Genomic DNA, 19,727 nt, shown 5'->3' on the forward strand with positions numbered 1-19,727 from the left:
CAAGGAGCTGAATCACGTGGCTTAAATCCAATTTTAAAAATGTTAAATGTAAAATTGGATTCTTGTACGATTCATGAATTAGGCTTTATGAAATTGATTCAATTAGAGTTCTTTTCATATCTATCACCTTAACCACTCAATTAAATTTTTTATAACGCTATATACATATGCTGATTTGCAAATATATATGTTAAGTCATATCTCCTGAGTATAAAGATTAAAGGGAAAGTTTTTTTGGCGTACATACGCATATTTAAGATTCATTGATTAACTTTATTTACACTTTTTCATATATTAAAAAATAACTATTATTAACTTATAAGAATTAAATGAAGGGTAAGTGATTATAGTGCAGAGAAATAAAATTTTAATACATCTTCATACACCTAAAACGGCAGGGACAACATTAAGAAAAATAATAACTAATAACTATCATAACTCGTCGTATAATGTATATTTAGATGAATCGAAAAGAAAAGAAAGACTTAGATCCCTTTCTAAAAAAAATGTATCTTGCATTCAAGGTCATTTCCCATTTGGGATCCATAAATATTTATCGAAGCCATGTACGTACATTACAATGCTTCGTAACCCAATCGATCGAGTAATTTCCGAATATTATTTTATTCGAAGAGGCACGCGACATAGATTACATCAAGAAGTAATGAAATTGAGTTTAGAACAATATTTGAGAAGGCCAGAATCTATGAATGTACAAACTAGGTATATTTCAGGAGCAAGGGGGCCTTTGACAAGACAACATCTCGAAATTGCAAAAAAAAATATCCAAAAATATTTTTCTATAGTAGGAATAACAGAAATGTTTAATGAGTCTCTTTTTTTAATGAAGAATAAATTCGGATGGCAAAATACCTCTTATGAAAAGGAAAATGTTACAAAAGCAAGACCTTCATTAAATCAAATCTCAAAAACTACATTGACTGAGTTAGAGAAACAAAATAAATTAGATATAGAATTATATCTTTTTGCCAAAAGACTCTTAGAACAAAAGCTTATTAATTTAGATCAACAGTCTAAACAAGAGTTAAATACTTTCCTCTCTAAATCAAACAACCAATAAAATACAATAATTATTATTTTGTCTTTTTAATTACTCTCGTGCTTTTTTAATCAGTGGAGGAAAAGAGAAAGTTTTCCCCTATTTGATCCAATAATTTCCTTTGATAAGTAAGAGTCAAGTAATCCCTACCTGTTACTCAGATGGGGATTACCTTATTATTTAGTTATCTTTCATAACGCGGCACTGATTTGGAAGACTCTCTGACCAAGAGAGTAGCTTGTCTAGTGCGTTACCGTCTGTTGTGTTGATATTAGGGAGTTCCTCAAAAAGATACATTAGATACTTAAATGAATTTAACCCATTTTCCTTGGCGGTTTCCACAATACTGTAGCTCATGGTCACCATGTTTCTTCGCTCTGAATGTGTCATCGCAAAACCTTCTGTTTCTAATCTTAAGGAGATTTTCTCATAAGCTTGACATTTGTCAGAAGGTGGGGAATATTTGACGCTTACTTTGATAAAAATAAAAATACCTCATATTAAAAGATTTCCCTTCTCTATAGTACACCTTTTAAATATTCAGTTAAATATTTCTTGAGCTGAGCTAGATTTACCAACCAATCCGCGCGATTTGCAGGAATATTCGTATCAATTGTTTTACCGATGAAATAATTTAATTGCCCTTTGTTATGGCTGTTAATTAGGATATCATTTTTTTTGAAAAATTGGCGGGGGGTAAGGATTAGTTTTTTTGTTGGTTTGTTTTGAAATATGCAGTTATACATAGCCGATCCTGAAGAGCCAGCAACAATGTTGGCATTTCTAAAGATATTTATTTGTTTACTGACACTTAGTTCCTGTGGGTGAATAATTGTAAATCCATAAGAAGAAAAAAGCTTTTCAACTTCTTGTTCATTTACTAAACACCGTCTATTGTTGTTTAGTTTAGATCTTGAAACATAAATTTTTTTCGGACCAACTCCCTCATCGTAATAATCACCTATTTTTCCCCAAGTAGCATTAGCAAGAGTAGATGTATACTTTCTTAAAACAAAGGCTTGAACAGGAATATGAAGTCGTTCGCATCGAACCGGATAATGTAAACGAATAATCTGGTTTGGTCTAATTCCGATTGCCTTTAAAATGTCTAATTGCCATTGTTTGGTATCATTTGGATTCATAATAAATTTATATTTGCTAATATCAATAAATTGGGTGATCCATAATCTCGAAACTACTTCTAATAGAAAATGACCATAGGCTCCTGAAATTTCCCCACTTAAAAAAATAATATCCCCCGTTTGCCAAATAACTTTTGTCGGGTTTTCTTTCAAACAAAACCGGTTAGTAGCTTGATTATATTTGAGGAACAAATGAAAGGAATAGGGATCGTAATGCCTAAAGCTATCCGGTAAAAGGAATTGATTTTTGTAAACGATCGTCTGATTCTTTAAACATAATGCGTCTTTTATACTTGCAAGGTAAAATTGTTTACTTGTACAATCTTGAGGTATCTGTTGTTCTAGAACAGCTTGCTGAGAAGGAATTATAGGGTTAATTATTTTTGTTTTTTCGGGCTTTTGAACAATATTAAAACGATTTTTTGGTAATATTCCTTTCTCATATTGTTTAAAATCTTTCACTTCGCATATATCTTGATAATTAATTAATTTCAATTGTTTACTTATATTCATAATACCCCCCTTTAATAAATTAAACCTGAGATATTTTACTGTACATATAGAAGTTCTCTAACTTGAATAAGAACACAACTTTAAATGACTGTACTTAAATATATTCAGCCCCTCTCAGATTAGACTTTTAATACATTTAACAAAACTTAGACATTATCCTGATACTATAAATAAGGGCTATAACACTTTTAATCATATTTCTAATATTTATCAGAAAAAATAACTAGGAACACAAACCTTGTTCCATAAGCAGACATATCATATTCTAAATTGATTAATATGTTTTTATCAAAAAAGTGGCTAAAGAAATAGAGGTGATATTAGATTGAAAGTAAGCTGTATTCTCACAAGCTATAATCGGCCAAAAGGGGTGCGCGAGGCGATTGCAAGTGTACAAAGACAGACTTATTCAAATTGGGAATTGATCATTGTCGATGATAATTCTAATGAATTAACGAAACGAGTTCTTAAAAAGCTTATTAACAAAGACTCAAGATTAAAGCTCATTGAATCAAATGTTAAGGATAAGGATAGACATAAGACAGTTCGCTATTCAACATGTATCAATCTTGCATTATCACATATAAGCGGTGATCTCGTTACGTATTTGACTGATGATGATATCTATTATCCACAAAGGTTCGAAAAAATGGTGAAAATATTTGAAAGAAACCCTCATATTTATGTTTTATACGGTAGACAATGTGTCGTTCATATCCAAAATGGTAAAATTAGAAGAAAACGTCTACGTCCTCTTGTTGGGGTAACTAAACACCCAATGTCTCGGGTCGATCATAATTCTTTTATGCATCGTCGAAGTTGTCTTAATCAAGTGAAAGTTTGGGACGATGATCCATCTTTTTGGAGAAATGCAGACGCTATGTTCTTCAGAAAATTGGTAAAGTTTTGGTACTTTCACCCTTTGAATTTTATTACGGATGAACATAGAATACACTCAAAAGGGATTCAAGCAAAAATGAGACGGAATAAAAAGCCGTGGGAGGAAAAAGATGCTGAATAGAATAACACACCCTCCGATTAGTTGGGGAAACTGAAAAACTATTACAGCTGATACCATGGCGATTAATCATTCAAAAATAGTCTCCTTTCCCAATTGCTAAAACCCTGAAATATACAGAATAAACGAAATGGAGACAACCCATTTCGTTTATTCATTTTCTAAATATCTCAAATAACAGAGATTCTCCTTCCTCAAAGAGTAGTCGCTCTTCTTTAGTCATCCGTACAAACTCAGCCTCTGAAAACTGTAATTTTTTTAGTACCTGAATGTGAATGAGATGGAGAATATTTTTATAGCTTAAAAAATAATCTGAACCCTCCAAATAAATAACACCGTCAGGCAAAATAAATTTGGGAGAAAAGGTCGAATGGATGTGTGGTCCATCTGCTATATTTTCTATGTCTTCCTGATTTACATGTACTAACTCTTCAAGCTTAAAATGAAACCGCCTTATGGCTTTTTGATCCAATATTTTTCGTTTTTGATTGCCTTGTAAATAAAAAAGGTCTGCACGTTCCTCTGCTTTTATGAGCCTTTGATTAGGGATAGTCTGGTTTCTAAAAATAGATTCATCAATAGGATCACCACAAGGATACTTAAATAGAACTGGATCTGGTACAGCAACAATTTTTTGATGATTATATTTTAGCCGATCAAACATTTCATCTTTAATTTGTCTTCGTTTCTGTTGATCTATTAAATAAACCTCTGATCCTAAACCTTTTACTAAGATTCCATCTGGTATTTTTGGGGGTAAAAAAGCATTTAACTTTTGAAAAGAAGAAGGTGTTTTATAACTAATATCTAATACTTTATGAATAGGATAAAAAGGTTCAAACTCGTTTAACCGTGACCAAAAAGCTGCATCACCATTATGCCAGTACTTAGGATTATCATCCCAATAACTTCTATACTTTCGAAAAACTTTTTCCGCAATGGTTCTTGAATGCAACACAGAACAATGGTCAACACGGTTTGCAGCCCTTTTTAATACACCTTTTGTTTTTCTTGTTTTCATAGATACTAATTTCAACTCATTATCTACATGCTGAATCATTTGGCCTGAGTAGACAATATCTATATTAGAATATCTATCTAAAAAGTTAGTCATTTCTTTTAATCTAGTCGGTAAATATTCTGTATCATCTGTCAGATACGAAAGATATTTCCCTGTTGTTAGCGGAATTGCTTGATTGATTAATGCAGCATACCTTGTTTTTTTATAGCGATCTTGATCATCAACGTAACTATTACAGTAGTGAATTCGTTTATCATTTAAATACTTATTTATAACCTTAGCTGTTTCCTCATTAGAAGCATCATCCATAATAAATAATTCCCATTCTTGCATCGTTTGCCTTAAAACGCTATCGATCGCTTTCCCTACTGTCTGTGGTTTATTGTAGCTAGTTAGAATAACTGAAACTTTTGGGTTCATGTAAACACCTTCTTTTCGAGTTTGAGACTGTTATTTACACCTCTATCTCTTTTTCGTCTTCCAATCAAACCCTATCACTGGATCATCCCATGCTAACCTTTTCTCATCTGGATCGGCAGCTTTATATGATTGCGTTGTAAAATAAATAATGGTAGCAGGCTGTTCACCAAGAACTCGATAACCATGCGCAACTCCTTTTGGAATTAATAAAAGAATCTGGTTTTCTTCGCCCATATAATATACATCCGTCTCTCCCTTTGTTTTCGAATCCTCTCTTAAATCGTAAAGTACTACTTGTGCATTCCCTGAAGGAAAAAACCATAAATCGTCTTGTTTTTCATGATAATGAAAAGCCTTAATAACACCAGGATAACTCATTGACATTGAAGCTTGACCGAATCTCTCTAATATATTTTCATCTTCACGTACAAGCTCTGCAAAAAAACCACGATCATCACAGTGCTTCGTTATTTGTTTCACTTTTACTCCTTCAATCATGTAATCTCTCCTTCACAAAATACTCTTCTAATGCAGCCTTCCAATTGCGTGGTTTTAATACATCATTGGATTCTAATTTATTTAGATTCAACAAAGAAAATGCTGGTCTTTTTGCAGCTGCACCGTATTCCTTTGTTGTTATTGGTTGCACTAGATTGGGGTCTGTTCCAACATATTCATAAATAACTTTGGCAAACTGATACCAGCTACATTGGCCATCATTACTAACATGATAGATTCCATATGGTTTGTCGATTAGCTGTAAAAGCACATTTACTAAGTCATTCACATAAGTCGGTGAACCAATTTGATCAGATACGACTTTGACTTCTTTTTGAGATACAGCAAATCTCGCCATTGTATTTACAAAGTTCTTACCACCATGACCGTATAACCACGAAGTTCTCACAATATAACTTTCTGAGATAGTTTTTAACACAAGCTCCTCTCCAAGCCATTTACTAGTTCCATAAATACTTTGAGGATTTGGAATGTCTGTCTCTAAATAAGGAATCGTGTTCTTACCGTCAAACACATAGTCAGAGCTGATATAAATCATTGTTGATCCAATTTTTTTACATACTTTTGCAATATTTAATGCTCCTATTGAATTAACTTGAAATGCTTTTACTTGATCTTTTTCACATTGATCAACCGCTGTATACGCAGCTGTATGAAAGACAAATTCAGGACAATATCTTTTAAAGACATTTTCTACTGTTTGTTCATTTGTAATATCAAGCTTTTCTTTCGGTAATAGTATTACTTCATTGGATGTTTTCATTGTTTCAAATAATGCTCTTCCAAGCTGTCCGTTCCCACCGGTAATTAAGCACTTCATAAGAGATCACTCCTGCGTAGAGCAGACTCAATCCACTTTTCGTTTTTGATATACCAGTCAATTGTCTGCTTCATGCCTTCACTAAATGAAGTAGCTGGTTGCCAACCAAGCTCTTTTTTTATTTTTGTTGAATCTATTGCATAACGACGATCATGCCCCTTTCGATCGGGAACATACGAAATTAGATTTTCCCCTTTCCCTAAATCATGTAAGATCGTACGAATGACATCTATGTTTGTCATTTCATTGTTACCGCCAATATTATAAACTTCTCCAGCCTGCCCGTGCTTCACGACCATGTAAATAGCTCTACAATGGTCTTCTACATGCAACCAATCACGAATGTTTAATCCATCACCGTATAATGGTATTTTTTTATTAGTTAAAGCATGATAAATGATTTTTGGAATGAATTTTTCTGGATGTTGATATGGTCCATAATTATTTGAACAACGTGTAATAATTATGGGGAGCTTATAGGTCTGAAAAAAGGAACGAACAAGTAAATCGGCACCAGCTTTACTTGCTGAGTACGGATTGTTTGGGGAAAGGCAATGGTATTCAGTAAAAGCTGCATCCATTTTTTTAAGAGATCCGTACACTTCATCTGTAGAAATTTGAACCATCTTTCGCACTTTTCCTTCAAGAACCTTTCCAAGTAAAGCATGCGTACCATTGATATTAGTTTCTATAAAAGCTTTTGCATTCTTAATGCTTCGATCCACATGTGACTCTGCAGCAAAGTGAATAATTACGTCATATGACCGATCAAAAACTTGATTTAGTTCTTCTGTTTGTGAAATATCAATCTTAAAAAAACGGTAATTTTCACTTGTTGTAAAATTTTTTATATTATCTGGATTTCCTGCATATGTTAAGGCGTCAATATTAGTAATACGATTAGTCGTATGTTTCAATAGATAACGGATAAAATTGGAACCGATAAAGCCTGCTCCACCGGTAATAAGGAGATCCAAACTCATATATCATGCCCCTTTCTCTCCTTTTGGTATATAAGGGAATTTGCTTCATACAATGATTCGTGGGTACCAGCGTCAATCCACCATCCATTTAATATTTCATATGACAACTGTTGTTGTTTTATATACACATTATTAAGATCCGTCACTTCTAATTCCCCTCGTTCTGACGGTGATATACGCTCAATATATTGAAATGCGTATTGATCGTACATATAAATACCGACAACACAAAAATTAGTTAATGGTTTTTTTGGTTTTTCTTGAATCGAGGTAATGATTTGCTTTTTATTATTGATTTCAGCAATGCCATATCGATTGGGGTCCCTTACTTCTTTAAGCAAAACTTTGGCTCCATTTGTTTGTTGTTTAAACGATTGAATATACGGGATTAATGCCGCTTCAAAAATATTGTCTCCTAAAAGAACGATGAACTTATCTTCTCCTACAAAATTTTTTGCTAATGATATTCCATCTGCAATTCCACTAGCATTTTGTTGAACCTTATATTGAAGGTGAACACCTAGTTCTTCACCTTCACCTAAAAGTTGAACAAACGAAGATAAACTTTCTCGATTTGTAACAATTAATATCTGTTTAATACCAGCTTCTTTTAATTTTATAATTGGCCAGAAAATCATCGGATATGGCCCAACCGGTAGAAAATGTTTATTAATAATTCTTGTTAGCGGTGATAACCTGCTTCCTGTCCCTCCCGCTAAAATAACTCCTTTCATTATTCTGAGCACCTTCTTCCATCGTCTAATATCTATCCCTATTCCGCAACCTCTCCTTTTTATATGCAAATATGTATTCAACCGTTCCATCTTATAGAGTTCCCTTCGGATTTGGATATCGTTTAAATATAGGTCTAGCAAAGAACCTACCATTTTCTAACAATATTCCGTGAACTGCTTTTTAGTACACCCCTGAGGTATTCTATATCTAAACCGCATCATAAGGTATAGAGTGAACTTTTTGAGGCGTTGATAAAAGTGGCTGAACCCAACTGGTATTATCTTATAAATAAATCAAATTGTAAGGGTCAAGGAACTCATAGATAAGTATATTTAGGGTACAATTCCATACCCTTATTTAGAATGAGCATGCATAAACAGAAGTATCAAGATAACTCAATTAATCTTGATACTTCTAAAGAAATACAATATAGGTTCTTGGTAATAATTTTGTATAAGAACTCTTCTAATTATCTTTACGTGAAGTTTTCCAGCCATAGTTCATTGAACTTAACTAGTACGACGACCACAGCATCCTCCTTTTTTAACTACTCTCCTTTTTTTAGAAGTTGTTTCTATAACAATAGGATTCTTATTTGCTTTTACAGGTTTAATAAAATTTCTTTGCTTAATTTCTCTTTTTTTCTTCATAGCCAACATCTCCTTTTTTTATAATTTCATTCTATGCACTTTCCTAAAAAAGGTTAGACTAAGATGTTGGTTCTATTGAAAAAGGAAATGTTTTATACGTTCCAGTTTGGACACGGTAACACTTTACTTTTGGATTGTTTGTTTTATATGAAATAATAATCATGATCACATCAAGATTTAAGTGATTAGCAATATCATAACTTGAGGGTATAGCTGCTGTAGTTGGATGAGAATGATATATAGCTATTACCTTCTCTTTATGCTTAGCCATTTGAAGTAAAGTTTCCTCAATTATCTTCTTCCCAACAAAAAAACGTCTATCTGACTTGATTTCATTTTTCAATTTCCAAACTGACTGAACTTTATTATTGTTACCCGAAAGCAACCCACATACTTCATAAGGAAGGTTAGACTTACCATGTTCAACTATTTCATTATAACAACTACTCGGAATGATTATCTTATCAATTTCCATAGCCCATACTCCTTTGAACGAATAATCAAAGTGATGGTGTTTCAATACCTTTAATTGCTCACTCCTATTCTAAAGGTGGTTTAGAAGGTGTATCACCCATATTCCCACCTGATTTTCCATTCCTTTTCTGCTGTATCTCAGGATAAACACTCTTTTTTTCAGATTCAACTTTTAGGATTTCTTCATTTGTCTGTTTTTCCGTTTCAAAAGGTGTACTACTTTTGTTTAGACTTGAAGTATTTAGGTCACGTTTCAGTTGAGAATTATTTTGTACCTCTGCTTTAAACACAGATTTTGGTGCCGATTTATGGTTTTGTTCATTAAACGAAAATGAAGGTCTGTTAACATTTTTTTTCGTTTTGTTTATTGAAGTATTCATCTTTTGTAAATCTTGGTGCTGTTGAGGGCCATTTCTATTTAATGGAGTCCTTTTTACTTTCCTACCTTCAGTGGGGATTCCTTGCTGAAAGTGTTGTTTTAACGGTTTTGACCTTTGACTATAATCTTGACGCATTGGCATATTCCCTTTTTCCTCATCTGAATAAGCTTGAATATTCTTTGAAGATTGTAGGATGTTTTGTAGTTGCCTGTAATTTGACGGTTGAGGTTTTTGGGCTGGATTAGTAGTTATAGATTGTTTTTCAGTTTCACCTTGCTTTTTCAATTGAGTAATTTCTTCCTTAAGACCCTTTATTTCCATGTTCCCTTCTTGTATTGAAGAGATTGAGGTATATTGAATGTCAATCAATTTATCTATTTTATTAAGAAGGTCATTAAAATTTGAGTTGTTCACTTTCCCCATTAATAAAGCAACATCTTGTTTTAAGAGCCGAATTGAATCAGTAACAGTTTCAATCTGTTCAGAAATATTTTCAACCTTTGTATACCTATTTATTTGCATGTCTTGATTTTCCTTCATCTTATTAATTTCTCCTTCTAAATTAGAAACTTGTTTTTTTATTTCATAACACTCATGTTTAGTTAGAAAATAGTCTTCAATTAAGTTCCCAGCTTTTAATCCTTCTAAGGTTTGTTTATAAATTCCTAATTTTTGTCTTAATGTTTCGATATCTTGAGTGTTGTTGAACTTATACTGTTCCATTACTCATCACCCTTCTAAAGCATAATATTTTTTAACATGTTATACGTGACAAATGAACAAGCTTGAATTAAGACAAAAGAAACATTTCTATCGTTTGTTGTTTTTTTCTCTCGATGTATTATTGGCCTACATCAGTAACTTCTTGTTGCTTATAAGCTTTCAAACTTTTCTAAAGAAGTATCCTCATTATGGTTGTAGAGATTCCTCTCTTAAAATTTATCCGTCCTACTTACCGTATAGTGTGATTGTTATTCCATAAAAGACATTTCTTAACATTTGATTTGTATCCTTATTGAATGAAGGAAGTGCATACGTCCGATTGTTAGGCGAACGACAGGTTTTTAAAATAATCTACTAAACATGTAACCATCTTTATTAAATATCATATGCTACAAGTGAAAAGAAATTAATCTTATTCGGAGGTGTTTTGCAATATGCAAGCGAAAAATTTAAAGGGGGGCCAAGAGCTCCTTTGTATTAATACGGAGAAAGTATACGATTGGATTATTAATGAGGCAACATTTGATTTAACCTTGGATGATGTCGATTTGCCAGTTGTTAATGGCGTACAATTATTGTGTGATGATATTGATTCAGTTACATGTGAGGTTGAACCTGGTGATTCTGAAATTCTAAACCGTGTAGATCGAGAATTTGTCATAAATGGCACTCAAATCACACTTCAAACAGTGACGATCCAAAAAACATTTGAGGTTACCGTTTTTGTAGTCACAACAACAGGTCAAACAGTCGAAGCTGGCACATTCCCATTCACACGTTGTGAACAAGTCGTTTTATGTGCACCTGAAGGCACAACGGTTACAGTGGATTATACTGATGTTGATTGTTTTGTATGTTTGTTTAATTGTGAAGATGTTACGCCAGGAGCCGTTATGGAACTAGGTATTACTGTCCGTTTATGTCAAAGCATCCAATCAACATTTCCAGTTACTCTTGAGTTAGTTGCAGATTTCTGTCAGCCTAGAGATATCTTAGATTTCATACCGGTGTGCCCTACACCTGCAATGCCGCCACAATGCCCAGTACTTTTCCCAAATAACAGTGATGATGATCTATAAAAAAGCATACAGATAATGAGAGGAGAATAACTCCTCTCATTTTATTTTTTAAGAGGTGAAATCAATGAATAAAAATCATTATGCTGAACTCAAGCAAAAGATTACACAACTAAACAATGAAACAACTTCTTACTTATCTGAAATAAAGGACTTAGTTTCAAATATGAAAGAAAAACAGAAACTAAATGTAATCAGCTATTTTTCATATTCTTTTAATATCTCGCACGACAAAGATAAGGAAAGCTTGATTATTGGTACTTATCATATTCATAACTTAGGGAATAAATTACTTACTAATCCATATATTTGTATAAAACTTTCTCCTGATTCTCCATTTAGCTTTACAGGAAAGTATTTAAACAAAAAAACAAATCTTACAATGAAAAAACCAGATGCTTGGGAACGATTAAATGAACAATCGGATAAACAAGAATTTTGGCTCAGACCATTTAAGGAGCAATCAGTTGTTCCGTCCCAGATCCTTTCGTTTCCAAACTTCCAAGTGAAATGGCTTCCAAATGAATCCTACTCAGGCAGCATAATGGGATTTACCTATTGTGATGAATTTCAGGAAGGGATTCCTGCAGTCAATCAAATTTACGTAAATGGAACATAAAGTGAGGTGTTTTAATTTGAATAATAAAGAACAACAAGAACTGTTGTTTAAGCAATTAACCCATCACTTTTTGAGTGAGCAGCTTGAACAGTTAAAAGGAAATAAAGAAGATAAGAATAGAAGTTTTATTTATTTAGAAAGCAACACTATAAACATATTGCTTGTTTACTTATTAATGCAAATGAATACTAAGAAGACTAATGAAACAGCAAGCAATAATAATAATCTAATTCCTGAGGAGATTGTTGAAGAAATAAATTCTGTACTCCATAACAACAAAAAAAGTTTTGAAGATATTATAAGTCAACTAAAAGAAAAAACGTAGCTATCTTTCTCACTCAAAATAAGAAAATAACCATTTAGACATGTAACCTATCAAACTATTCATCATATAAATATTGTACATTCCAGCTTAGGTTTGTATTGAAATACAATGAATTCACGGGAGGTTACTATTTTGTATTCAACTAATGTTAAGATGAACGATACGATTCAACTTCAACAAAAAATTATTTATTTTAAAGCCGAACTCGCAAAGTATCAAGCGAAAGTTAAAGACTATGAGAATGATTATCACTACTCCCAGTTAAAGAAGCTAAAAGAAGAAAATCTTCAATTAATGGAGGAAAAAAAGGCAATATCCTTACAGTTAAAAGCTGCTAGTGAAGAGTTTGAAAATAGCCTTGAGGAATTTAAAAATCAAGTTGTAACCTTCACCGAGCAAGAAAGCTCTTTCCATTCTAGACTTTCTCAAAAACAAGAAGAGATTGAAAGGCTAAAAAAAGAAAAAGAAACTTATGAAAAAGATTTAGGATTAAAGATTGATGCTGCTTTAGCCAAAGAGAAGGAAATTAACCAACATAAGATTGCGAAGCTCGAACAAACCATAAATGGTTTAAAAGAGAATAATGAAGCATTAACTTCTAATCTTCAAAAGCTAAATGATGAACGAAAGTCTGAGGAGCAAAAACATGTAAAATTCACCCAGAAAATTCAAAGCCTGCAAAATGAACTTCATGATTCTAACAAAGATAAATCTAATTTCAAGAAGCATAATCATGATTTACAGGAAGAAATCAACCATTTAAAAACTAAAATCATACAAATGGAGGACTCACAAAAAATTGACACGAACGAAACAGAGATCAAACTGCAAGAAACTCATGTAAAATTAGAAAATGCTTTAAAAAATCATCAACAATATGAAAAGGATATTTCAGCTTTGAATCAAGAAAACAGTGATTTAAAAACGATGACTAGTCAACTTAAGGAAGAGCTTTTAGAAAATAAAAATCATAATAAACAATTAACTGAGCAAATAACAGCTTTACAGAAAGCTAGTGAAGATTATTCTTCGCTTCAAGAAGCACATGATTTGTTAAAACAAGAAATGCAAAATTCGCAACATCATTTAAATGAAATGTATATAAAATTTAATGATTCACATTTTAATCATCCTTCAAACCTCTCTAGTGAAGGTCAGCAAGCGGATGATATAACTACTATTAACGAACTGGATATTCTAAAACAACTGGAGTATCAATTTAAAGAGCTTTTAGATCAATCCTTTGAATATGAAGAACAGTTAGATTCTAAATTTATTATCATTCATGAACTTGAGAACAAATTAAATGAATTAACTCAGGAGATTGAAGAAATACAAAACAACACTCAAACTGAAGAATTGATTTCAAACCAAGATGATACAGAATGGACCACATAAAATGTACTCTTAGGAATTTTAATGATTTTGTTTAATTAATATAGCTTTCCATAAAGAGGCGGGTATGCATTACATGTTATCAAGGTTGATTTCTTAATCAACCTTTTGCATGTAATCAATGCCCGCGCATCATCCATACTTCCCTCTAATCCAATGCTTTTCAGTTCATAGTCTCCTATAGCTATGTCTTCAGACGTTATCCCGTACCTTCATGCATTACCTTTTTTAAATTATACATACGTTTCTTTTAAACTATAACTACCTCGTTTAAAGAATACAATTAGGATCCTCACTCTCTTGTCCCATTTTTTAAAATAGAATACTAGCAAAACATCGTGCTAGAAGGGAATAGACCTAAATTCTTATTTGCCTAATATCCATTGAATCAAGGTCCACCTCTAGCCATAATTTCTTCTCAAATGACAAGTATACTTTATACCTTGCCGCGTAAACAGCAGCCTCCTCTTTTTACTTTTTGACCTAATTGAGAATTCGTAACCGTTTGGTTGCCTGGCAACACTTTACTTGCTTTAGATGCCTTTTTTACAGGCCTATTAACGATAATAGGTTGATGTTCTTTCAATTAATCTCCCCCTATCTTGTTGATTATAATTAACACATCCTTCTCGATATCATATTCAATGTATGCTTCGTTTGTTTAGACATTAAAAAAAAATACATTTTTAACCACTTTCTCCCTTATGCGATTGTTGCTAATACTCTGTTCGCGATTGAAGAAAGGCGGCTGCACCAGCAACAGCGAGAACAACTAAAATAAGATGAAGGGCAGGAATAAATTGATAAATGATAACCATACAAAAGGCAGACCAAATCCCTACACACCAATGACAACTTAGCAGAACTCCTATCCAATACCGTAAACCCTTTCCTTTAAACTCAATACTTTCGACTAGCTGTCCTGCTTCATTTTCTTCATAAGTGACCGTAATAAATGGTTTACGAATAAAGGACGTAATTTCATCAAACACAATTAAACGAGTTAGTCTATAAGAAGCTAGTATTAAGACTACCAAGTTAATCCAATTAAGCTCAAGCATGTACATACCTTCCTTTCAGCTATTAGAAATCCCTCATATCCTACTGATATTTTGTATATAGAAACGCTCGTAATTTATGATACGATGAATGTTTTATTTTAGAACCTTACATTAAGCTGGCTTCTGATTAAACCCTGAAATTTCATCACTCAGACTGTAATGACATTAAATGATTCTCGGCTTTTAAGAGTCGTTTAAGGAACTTTCCACCTTTGGTCTCACTCCGATGATTAGAGCATATAAATAAGAGGATATTTTTTACGAGAGTTTTTAATAACTTGCGAAATGGGTTGATAACATGGGTAATAACAATAAAAAAAGTGCTCTCGGACCGCTGAGTACAGAAAAGCGGAGAAAAAAAGCATATGACCTTCGTAAAAGAAGGGCACAAGCTTACACGAAACTTCCCCTTGTCAATCATACATGTAATGGCGACGAACGCTTTTTTTCGAATAAAATCGCGAGTTTTTCTAAGGGTTTGCCGCATAATACGGTTGGTGAAGTTAATCTTCAAGCCTATAAAACTTTTATTAAAGCATTAAAGACAGGAGTTCCCGATCATTTTGAAGCGATCCCTCTTGGAGGAGATGTCAAGCTGGCCAACCCGCAGGCGGCTTTTGTCTATGATCTCATTGGATCCGACTGTCACCAAACGGTTCTGCCTGCGCCGCCCGCCTTTAATAGTGCCTGGCAAGCAGGCGAAATGGCTGAACTGTACTGGAGAGCATTAGCTCGTGACGTTCACTTTAATGAATACGATCGTAACCCTCTCACCATTGAAGCTGCAAAAGAACTGTCATCCTTTTCTGATTTTCGTGGACCAAAAGTTAATGAAGTTGTTACAACCGGTACTTTGTTTCGCGGTGAAACTCCTGGTGATCTTGAGGGTCCCTATATTTCCCAATTCTTGTGGAAAGATATTCCGTTTGGTGCAACCACCATTTCACAACGTTATCGCACGACTAAAGCGGGTGCTGACCACATGACCTCCTATGGTGAATGGTTGAACATCCAAAATGGTTTAAAATCTTCCGCTCCACTTTTAGATTCAACAGCTCGCTATATTCGTAACGGCCGTGATTTAGGAGAGTATGTTCATTATGACTTTACCTACCAGGGACCGCTTTCTGCTTGCTTAATCCTAAATGATTTTGGGAGAGATGCATTAAGTCCAAACATCCCTTATTTAGCATCCTCTAGTCAAGGAGGCTTTGTGACGTTTGGAGCAGCGCATGTTTTAGATTTGGTAGCGAAAGTTTCACGTGTCGCGTTACAAGCTGCCTGGTATCAAAAATTCTTAGTCCATCGCAGGCTTCGCCCAGAAGAATTCGGGGGTAGAGTTCATAATCATGCAACTGGAGCCGCAAATTACCCTATTCACTCTGAGCTTCTTGACTCTCAGGGTCTTTCTAAAGTGTTCAAACAATTTGGAACATATCTGCTCCCGATGTCTTACCCGGAAGGCTGCCCGACTCACCCTGCTTATCCTGCAGGCCACGCTTGTATAGCCGGATCCGGTGTTACCATTCTTAAAGCCTTTTTTAATGAATCTTTCATTATTCCTAATCCAGTCACTGCAAGCGATGATGGACTTTCGTTAGTTCCGTATTCAAACTCAAAATTAACAATAGGAAACGAATTAAATAAATTAGCTTCAAATATTGCTTTAGGCCGAGATATGGCCGGTGTACATTGGCGCTCTGACGGAAACGAGGGTTTAAAGCTTGGAGAAGCAGTTGCAATTAGTGTCCTCCGTGATTTCAGAAAAACATATAATGAAAAGTTTAAAGGATTTACGCTAAAAACGTTTGATGGTAAGGTCGTAGCCATTAAGTAGACTAATATGTTTCATAAATTATGTTTTTTTAAAAAGAGATTCCTAAAAAATCTATTTTAAAAATGAAAGAATCGATGTAAAGATTTAAAATATATGTTTCATTCAAAAAGTTCGAAGCCGTAATGGCTTCGAACTTTTTTTGATTTTATTATCTTTCATCTTCATCTAGTAAAGACTCGTCCGTTTCAAAGATTGTACTTTGCTGACAGGCCATGCAGTCGTTAAAACATTGATTAAACTGCAGCGGATACAGTGTACGGCAGACATTGCTACAAAAATTCGAGCAGCTGCCTGCCGCTTGTTCTTCGGCTTGGTAAACTCCAGGAATTGGTAAATTACCAAATGCCTCTAAGATCATACTTAATTTTTCTTTTTTACTTAACATGTTAACCACCTCCCTATTACTAGATTATGTTTGTCTTATTTTAATGACTTGGCTTATCCCCTATCAATCAGTTTTTTCTATAAATAAGGGCTTTTGATAAATAGATTTTCCTTATTTTTCACTTATACGGAGTAACAAATTTTTTAAATTGATTTAATGAAAGGAAGGATAATAGTTTATCTTTGGATCCTTTCTCTAAGGAAGAAAGAAGAATATTCGGAAGATCATTTGGAAAAATAGTAAAAAAAGTAAAGGGGAAATTATTCATGTATGAATCAACAATATATAGAGAAAACAAATGAATTGTATAAGTTAGCTGCTGAAACTCAGACTGAAATGATAAAAATATGGCTTGAACATGTTATTTTCACCCCGCTGTGGTGGCTGGGTATCACACTAAGTGTTATTCCTTGGATCATATGGCTTTGTTTCAGCAAGAAAGAAAGTAGAGATCGTTTACTTTATGCCGGTTTTACTATTATGCTTATATCGTCGTTTTTTGATTTTTTAGGAGTACAATTAGGTTTATGGATTTATTACTATGAGATCATTCCATGGATACCAGCCTATGAGCCTTGGGATTGGACTCTAATGCCGGTTATATTCATGATATTTATTGAATATAAGCCTAATTCATCACCTTATATTAAAGGATTCATTTTCGCAGTACTCGCAGCGTTGATTGGTGAACCATTATTTAAATACATAGGTTTATACAAAGCGCTCCACTGGAATAGTTTTTTCTCATTTCCTATTTATTTTTTATTCTTTTTAATGGGCTATTGGTTCACTCGAAAACAACATTTTAGTTATTACTGGTCATCATAACAGAGATCATTGAAAATACATAAAAGAGCACATTGGGTGCTCTTTTTGTGTATTTCCTCTTTCTTCACCTGTCGATATCTAAATACCAATTTTTCTCCATTGAAATGCATACTTTGAGCTCCTGGGTCTGATCCACCATTCTATTAAAATAACATTACCTCCATGGTATGGAAAACAGTGAATTTAGATTGGACAAATGTTTCTTTTTATAAAGATTAGAAAGAAATAATGGAGTAGCCCTATGCTATGGCTTCTTATTTTTATTTTGTTTTTAAGTCAAGGAGGACCGGTATCTAATTTCAGCTTCAACGGAATCTCCGGCTGATGCTCAATAATAGGGGTTGATGCTTCCACAACTTGCTCTGTTGTCCACTTCTCCTGGATTTCTCGTACAGGAGTATTTGACCAAGCTTCAATATATTCTTTTTCTTGCTGACGTTCTGGACTTTCAAATCTTGATACGTTTCAGCAATATGCTGTTGAGCCATTTGAACAACTTGAGTTTTGACAATCTCTGGTACTGATTGGTGGTACTCAACAAATTTTAGGAAATCTTCAAAGTAACGCGCATGGGAAGACTGATGAATTTTTAACTCCCACTCCTCCACCATTCCTTCTTCCGGTATGTATGGGTATTGGATTGATTAGCCCTTGTATATCAGGGCTTAACACTCCCTGCCTTCTTGCAGTCACTTAATTGTTCACATTTGAATGATTTTATCCAATTCATCTGATACGATTTTCTACATGTTTGGTAGGACGTGACTATACGTATCAAGTGTCGTTCCAATTTCTACATGACCTAACCGTTCGGATATTAGTTTCACGTTCACATTTTGCTGAATCAAAATTGTTGCATGAGTATGTCGTTAATGGTGAGCTCACCATATTATTAAAGGAGAACAAACGAAACATTTGAGTTAACTATTAAAAGAGTCAATATCATTTGAACTGCACCTCGATTGTTAGACACCGATTAACAATCGAGGTGCAGTTTTTTTATGACAAAATATTACAACTTGTTGCCTACAAATGACCGATTGGCCCAACCGGCGGAAACCTAAGGCATGATTTCTTATACTCAGTAATGAGTTGTTAGGAGGCTCGAAAGCTACCTAGCAGACCAGCCTACCGCATAGTTTGGTATAGACCATTCTATTTTCCCACTCTATTGGAGTCGCGTGATAACAAGGTGTGCTGAAACAGGCCTTGTGCCTCCAGCGAGAGGAGTGATGGTTAGTGCTGCGGCATTGCCAGCAGGATTACGTACAGTGAGTATTGAATTGATGCTTGTCGTTGTCACAAGAGCCATTCCTACTATCTGAGAAGTACCGGTTGCTCGCCCAACCACCGTATAGTCTAGGTCAGCTCCATCGAGAGTTAAAATCAGTTGGCCCGCTTCGCTCACACTCACCTGAAACAAGACCTGATAAGTGCCAATTTCAGACAAGTTAAATGTACTGGGACCAGTACGGGTTATATCAGTCCCACTAATAGGTCCGTCTTGCGGAAAACTTACGTCTGTACCGGGAGCAACTGTTGCTGCATTATCAGGAGGCATCAATGCATAAAAATCTGCAAAGGCTAATACTCCTCCTGCCGGACCGGCTGGTCCGGCTGGGCCCTCTGGACCAGTTGCTCCGGCTGGGCCCTCTGGACCGGCTGGTCCGGCTGGGCCCTCTGGACCGGTTGCTCCGGCTGGGCCCTCTGGACCGGTTGCTCCGGCTGGGCCCTCTGGACCGG

At 34.4% G+C, this 19,727-nt stretch carries 20 protein-coding genes and 4 pseudogenes; 8 read left to right on the forward strand and 16 right to left on the reverse strand.

Annotated elements, in window-relative coordinates:
* Positions 1-349 precede the first annotated feature (349 nt).
* Positions 350-1,081, forward strand: a complete 732-nt coding sequence (locus PQ474_RS22065; RefSeq protein ID WP_273847760.1) for a sulfotransferase family 2 domain-containing protein — start codon at positions 350-352, stop codon at positions 1,079-1,081.
* 159 nt (positions 1,082-1,240) lie between these two features.
* On the opposite strand, the pseudogene PQ474_RS22070 reads toward PQ474_RS22065, so the two are convergent.
* Together PQ474_RS22070 and PQ474_RS22075 are read right to left on the reverse strand one after the other, a co-directional pair.
* Positions 1,241-1,411, reverse strand: a pseudogene (locus PQ474_RS22070) (transposase domain-containing protein); the annotation flags it as partial.
* Between the two features lie 167 nt (positions 1,412-1,578).
* On the reverse strand, positions 1,579-2,715 hold the full coding sequence (locus PQ474_RS22075) for a glycosyltransferase family 61 protein (protein ID WP_273847761.1): 1,137 nt from the start codon (positions 2,713-2,715) through the stop codon (positions 1,579-1,581).
* Positions 2,716-3,040: 325 nt separating this feature from the next.
* Between PQ474_RS22075 and PQ474_RS22080 the strand changes: the two genes are divergently transcribed.
* On the forward strand, positions 3,041-3,736 hold the full coding sequence (locus tag PQ474_RS22080; protein WP_273847762.1) for a glycosyltransferase family 2 protein: 696 nt from the start codon (positions 3,041-3,043) through the stop codon (positions 3,734-3,736).
* Positions 3,737-3,887: 151 nt separating this feature from the next.
* Here PQ474_RS22080 and PQ474_RS22085 read toward each other — a convergent pair whose 3' ends face one another.
* The 8 genes from PQ474_RS22085 to PQ474_RS22120 form a co-directional block, all read right to left on the reverse strand.
* A complete protein-coding gene (locus PQ474_RS22085) occupies positions 3,888-5,174 on the reverse strand; it encodes a glycosyltransferase family 2 protein (protein ID WP_273847763.1) in 1,287 nt (428 codons plus the stop codon).
* Between the two features lie 42 nt (positions 5,175-5,216).
* The gene (locus PQ474_RS22090; protein WP_273847764.1) at positions 5,217-5,672 is read right to left on the reverse strand and encodes a dTDP-4-dehydrorhamnose 3,5-epimerase family protein; all 456 of its coding nucleotides are present in this window, start codon (positions 5,670-5,672) and stop codon (positions 5,217-5,219) included.
* Entirely contained in the window at positions 5,665-6,513 is an 849-nt protein-coding gene (gene rfbD / locus PQ474_RS22095; protein WP_273847765.1) for a dTDP-4-dehydrorhamnose reductase, read from the reverse strand. The genes PQ474_RS22090 and rfbD overlap by 8 nt, the downstream gene beginning before the upstream one ends.
* Positions 6,510-7,496: a dTDP-glucose 4,6-dehydratase gene (rfbB, locus tag PQ474_RS22100; protein WP_273847766.1), complete on the reverse strand. Its 987-nt coding sequence runs from the start codon at positions 7,494-7,496 to the stop codon at positions 6,510-6,512. Before rfbB ends, rfbD begins: the two co-directional genes overlap by 4 nt.
* Positions 7,493-8,230 (reverse strand): sugar phosphate nucleotidyltransferase, encoded by a 738-nt coding sequence (locus PQ474_RS22105; RefSeq protein WP_273847767.1) that lies wholly within the window; start codon positions 8,228-8,230, stop codon positions 7,493-7,495. Before PQ474_RS22105 ends, rfbB begins: the two co-directional genes overlap by 4 nt.
* 510 nt (positions 8,231-8,740) lie before the next feature.
* Positions 8,741-8,881, reverse strand: coding sequence for a hypothetical protein (locus PQ474_RS22110; protein WP_273847768.1), 141 nt, complete (start codon positions 8,879-8,881; stop codon positions 8,741-8,743).
* A 58-nt stretch (positions 8,882-8,939) separates the two neighbouring features.
* Positions 8,940-9,356, reverse strand: coding sequence for a M67 family metallopeptidase (locus PQ474_RS22115; RefSeq protein WP_273847769.1), 417 nt, complete (start codon positions 9,354-9,356; stop codon positions 8,940-8,942).
* A gap of 64 nt (positions 9,357-9,420) precedes the next feature.
* Entirely contained in the window at positions 9,421-10,458 is a 1,038-nt protein-coding gene (locus tag PQ474_RS22120) for a hypothetical protein (protein WP_273847770.1), read from the reverse strand.
* 434 nt (positions 10,459-10,892) lie between these two features.
* Between PQ474_RS22120 and PQ474_RS22125 the strand changes: the two genes are divergently transcribed.
* The 4 genes from PQ474_RS22125 to PQ474_RS22140 all read left to right on the forward strand — a co-directional run bounded on the left by PQ474_RS22125 (position 10,893) and on the right by PQ474_RS22140 (position 13,876).
* A complete protein-coding gene (locus PQ474_RS22125) occupies positions 10,893-11,537 on the forward strand; it encodes a BMQ_0737 family morphogenetic spore coat protein (protein WP_273847771.1) in 645 nt (214 codons plus the stop codon).
* 64 nt (positions 11,538-11,601) lie between these two features.
* Positions 11,602-12,153, forward strand: a complete 552-nt coding sequence (locus PQ474_RS22130) for a hypothetical protein (protein WP_273847772.1) — start codon at positions 11,602-11,604, stop codon at positions 12,151-12,153.
* Between the two features lie 16 nt (positions 12,154-12,169).
* Positions 12,170-12,478: a hypothetical protein gene (locus PQ474_RS22135; RefSeq protein ID WP_273847773.1), complete on the forward strand. Its 309-nt coding sequence runs from the start codon at positions 12,170-12,172 to the stop codon at positions 12,476-12,478.
* A gap of 132 nt (positions 12,479-12,610) precedes the next feature.
* Positions 12,611-13,876 (forward strand): coiled-coil domain-containing protein, encoded by a 1,266-nt coding sequence (locus tag PQ474_RS22140; protein ID WP_273847774.1) that lies wholly within the window; start codon positions 12,611-12,613, stop codon positions 13,874-13,876.
* Positions 13,877-14,309: 433 nt separating this feature from the next.
* Here the strand turns inward: PQ474_RS22140 and PQ474_RS22145 are convergent, their stop codons facing one another.
* Positions 14,310-14,459, reverse strand: a complete 150-nt coding sequence (locus PQ474_RS22145; RefSeq protein ID WP_273847775.1) for a hypothetical protein — start codon at positions 14,457-14,459, stop codon at positions 14,310-14,312.
* Positions 14,460-14,589: 130 nt separating this feature from the next.
* A complete protein-coding gene (locus PQ474_RS22150) occupies positions 14,590-14,934 on the reverse strand; it encodes a DUF1360 domain-containing protein (RefSeq protein ID WP_273847776.1) in 345 nt (114 codons plus the stop codon).
* A 298-nt stretch (positions 14,935-15,232) separates the two neighbouring features.
* Between PQ474_RS22150 and PQ474_RS22155 the strand changes: the two genes are divergently transcribed.
* Complete coding sequence (locus tag PQ474_RS22155; RefSeq protein WP_273847777.1) at positions 15,233-16,771, forward strand: vanadium-dependent haloperoxidase; 1,539 nt, start codon at positions 15,233-15,235, stop codon at positions 16,769-16,771.
* A gap of 148 nt (positions 16,772-16,919) precedes the next feature.
* Here the strand turns inward: PQ474_RS22155 and PQ474_RS22160 are convergent, their stop codons facing one another.
* On the reverse strand, positions 16,920-17,156 hold the full coding sequence (locus tag PQ474_RS22160; protein ID WP_273847778.1) for a hypothetical protein: 237 nt from the start codon (positions 17,154-17,156) through the stop codon (positions 16,920-16,922).
* 270 nt (positions 17,157-17,426) lie between these two features.
* Here PQ474_RS22160 and PQ474_RS22165 point away from each other — a divergent pair, with 270 nt between their 5' ends.
* Positions 17,427-17,984 (forward strand): CBO0543 family protein, encoded by a 558-nt coding sequence (locus tag PQ474_RS22165; RefSeq protein ID WP_273847779.1) that lies wholly within the window; start codon positions 17,427-17,429, stop codon positions 17,982-17,984.
* Positions 17,985-18,278: 294 nt separating this feature from the next.
* Here PQ474_RS22165 and PQ474_RS22170 read toward each other — a convergent pair.
* The 3 pseudogenes from PQ474_RS22170 to PQ474_RS22180 form a co-directional block, all read right to left on the reverse strand.
* Positions 18,279-18,628 (reverse strand): annotated as a pseudogene (locus tag PQ474_RS22170) (DUF3900 domain-containing protein); the annotation flags it as partial.
* 99 nt (positions 18,629-18,727) lie between these two features.
* Positions 18,728-18,853: pseudogene (locus PQ474_RS22175) on the reverse strand (tyrosine-type recombinase/integrase); the annotation flags it as partial.
* 299 nt (positions 18,854-19,152) lie between these two features.
* A pseudogene (locus PQ474_RS22180) lies at positions 19,153-19,727 on the reverse strand (collagen-like protein); the annotation flags it as partial.

The organism is Halalkalibacter alkalisediminis (assembly GCF_028610705.1).
GTDB classification, from domain to species: domain Bacteria; phylum Bacillota; class Bacilli; order Bacillales; family Bacillaceae_D; genus Halalkalibacter; species Halalkalibacter alkalisediminis.

Coding starts and splice junctions, on each gene's coding strand:
- PQ474_RS22125 (WP_273847771.1), top strand. CDS start 10,893: ATGCAAGCGAAAAATTTAAAGGGGGGCCAAGAGCTCCTTTGTATTAAT.
- PQ474_RS22110 (WP_273847768.1), bottom strand. CDS start 8,881: ATGAAGAAAAAAAGAGAAATTAAGCAAAGAAATTTTATTAAACCTGTA.
- PQ474_RS22165 (WP_273847779.1), top strand. CDS start 17,427: ATGAATCAACAATATATAGAGAAAACAAATGAATTGTATAAGTTAGCT.
- PQ474_RS22130 (WP_273847772.1), top strand. CDS start 11,602: ATGAATAAAAATCATTATGCTGAACTCAAGCAAAAGATTACACAACTA.
- PQ474_RS22090 (WP_273847764.1), bottom strand. CDS start 5,672: ATGATTGAAGGAGTAAAAGTGAAACAAATAACGAAGCACTGTGATGAT.
- rfbD (WP_273847765.1), bottom strand. CDS start 6,513: ATGAAGTGCTTAATTACCGGTGGGAACGGACAGCTTGGAAGAGCATTA.
- PQ474_RS22120 (WP_273847770.1), bottom strand. CDS start 10,458: ATGGAACAGTATAAGTTCAACAACACTCAAGATATCGAAACATTAAGA.
- rfbB (WP_273847766.1), bottom strand. CDS start 7,496: ATGAGTTTGGATCTCCTTATTACCGGTGGAGCAGGCTTTATCGGTTCC.
- PQ474_RS22075 (WP_273847761.1), bottom strand. CDS start 2,715: ATGAATATAAGTAAACAATTGAAATTAATTAATTATCAAGATATATGC.
- PQ474_RS22155 (WP_273847777.1), top strand. CDS start 15,233: ATGGGTAATAACAATAAAAAAAGTGCTCTCGGACCGCTGAGTACAGAA.
- PQ474_RS22160 (WP_273847778.1), bottom strand. CDS start 17,156: ATGTTAAGTAAAAAAGAAAAATTAAGTATGATCTTAGAGGCATTTGGT.
- PQ474_RS22115 (WP_273847769.1), bottom strand. CDS start 9,356: ATGGAAATTGATAAGATAATCATTCCGAGTAGTTGTTATAATGAAATA.
- PQ474_RS22085 (WP_273847763.1), bottom strand. CDS start 5,174: ATGAACCCAAAAGTTTCAGTTATTCTAACTAGCTACAATAAACCACAG.
- PQ474_RS22105 (WP_273847767.1), bottom strand. CDS start 8,230: ATGAAAGGAGTTATTTTAGCGGGAGGGACAGGAAGCAGGTTATCACCG.
- PQ474_RS22150 (WP_273847776.1), bottom strand. CDS start 14,934: ATGCTTGAGCTTAATTGGATTAACTTGGTAGTCTTAATACTAGCTTCT.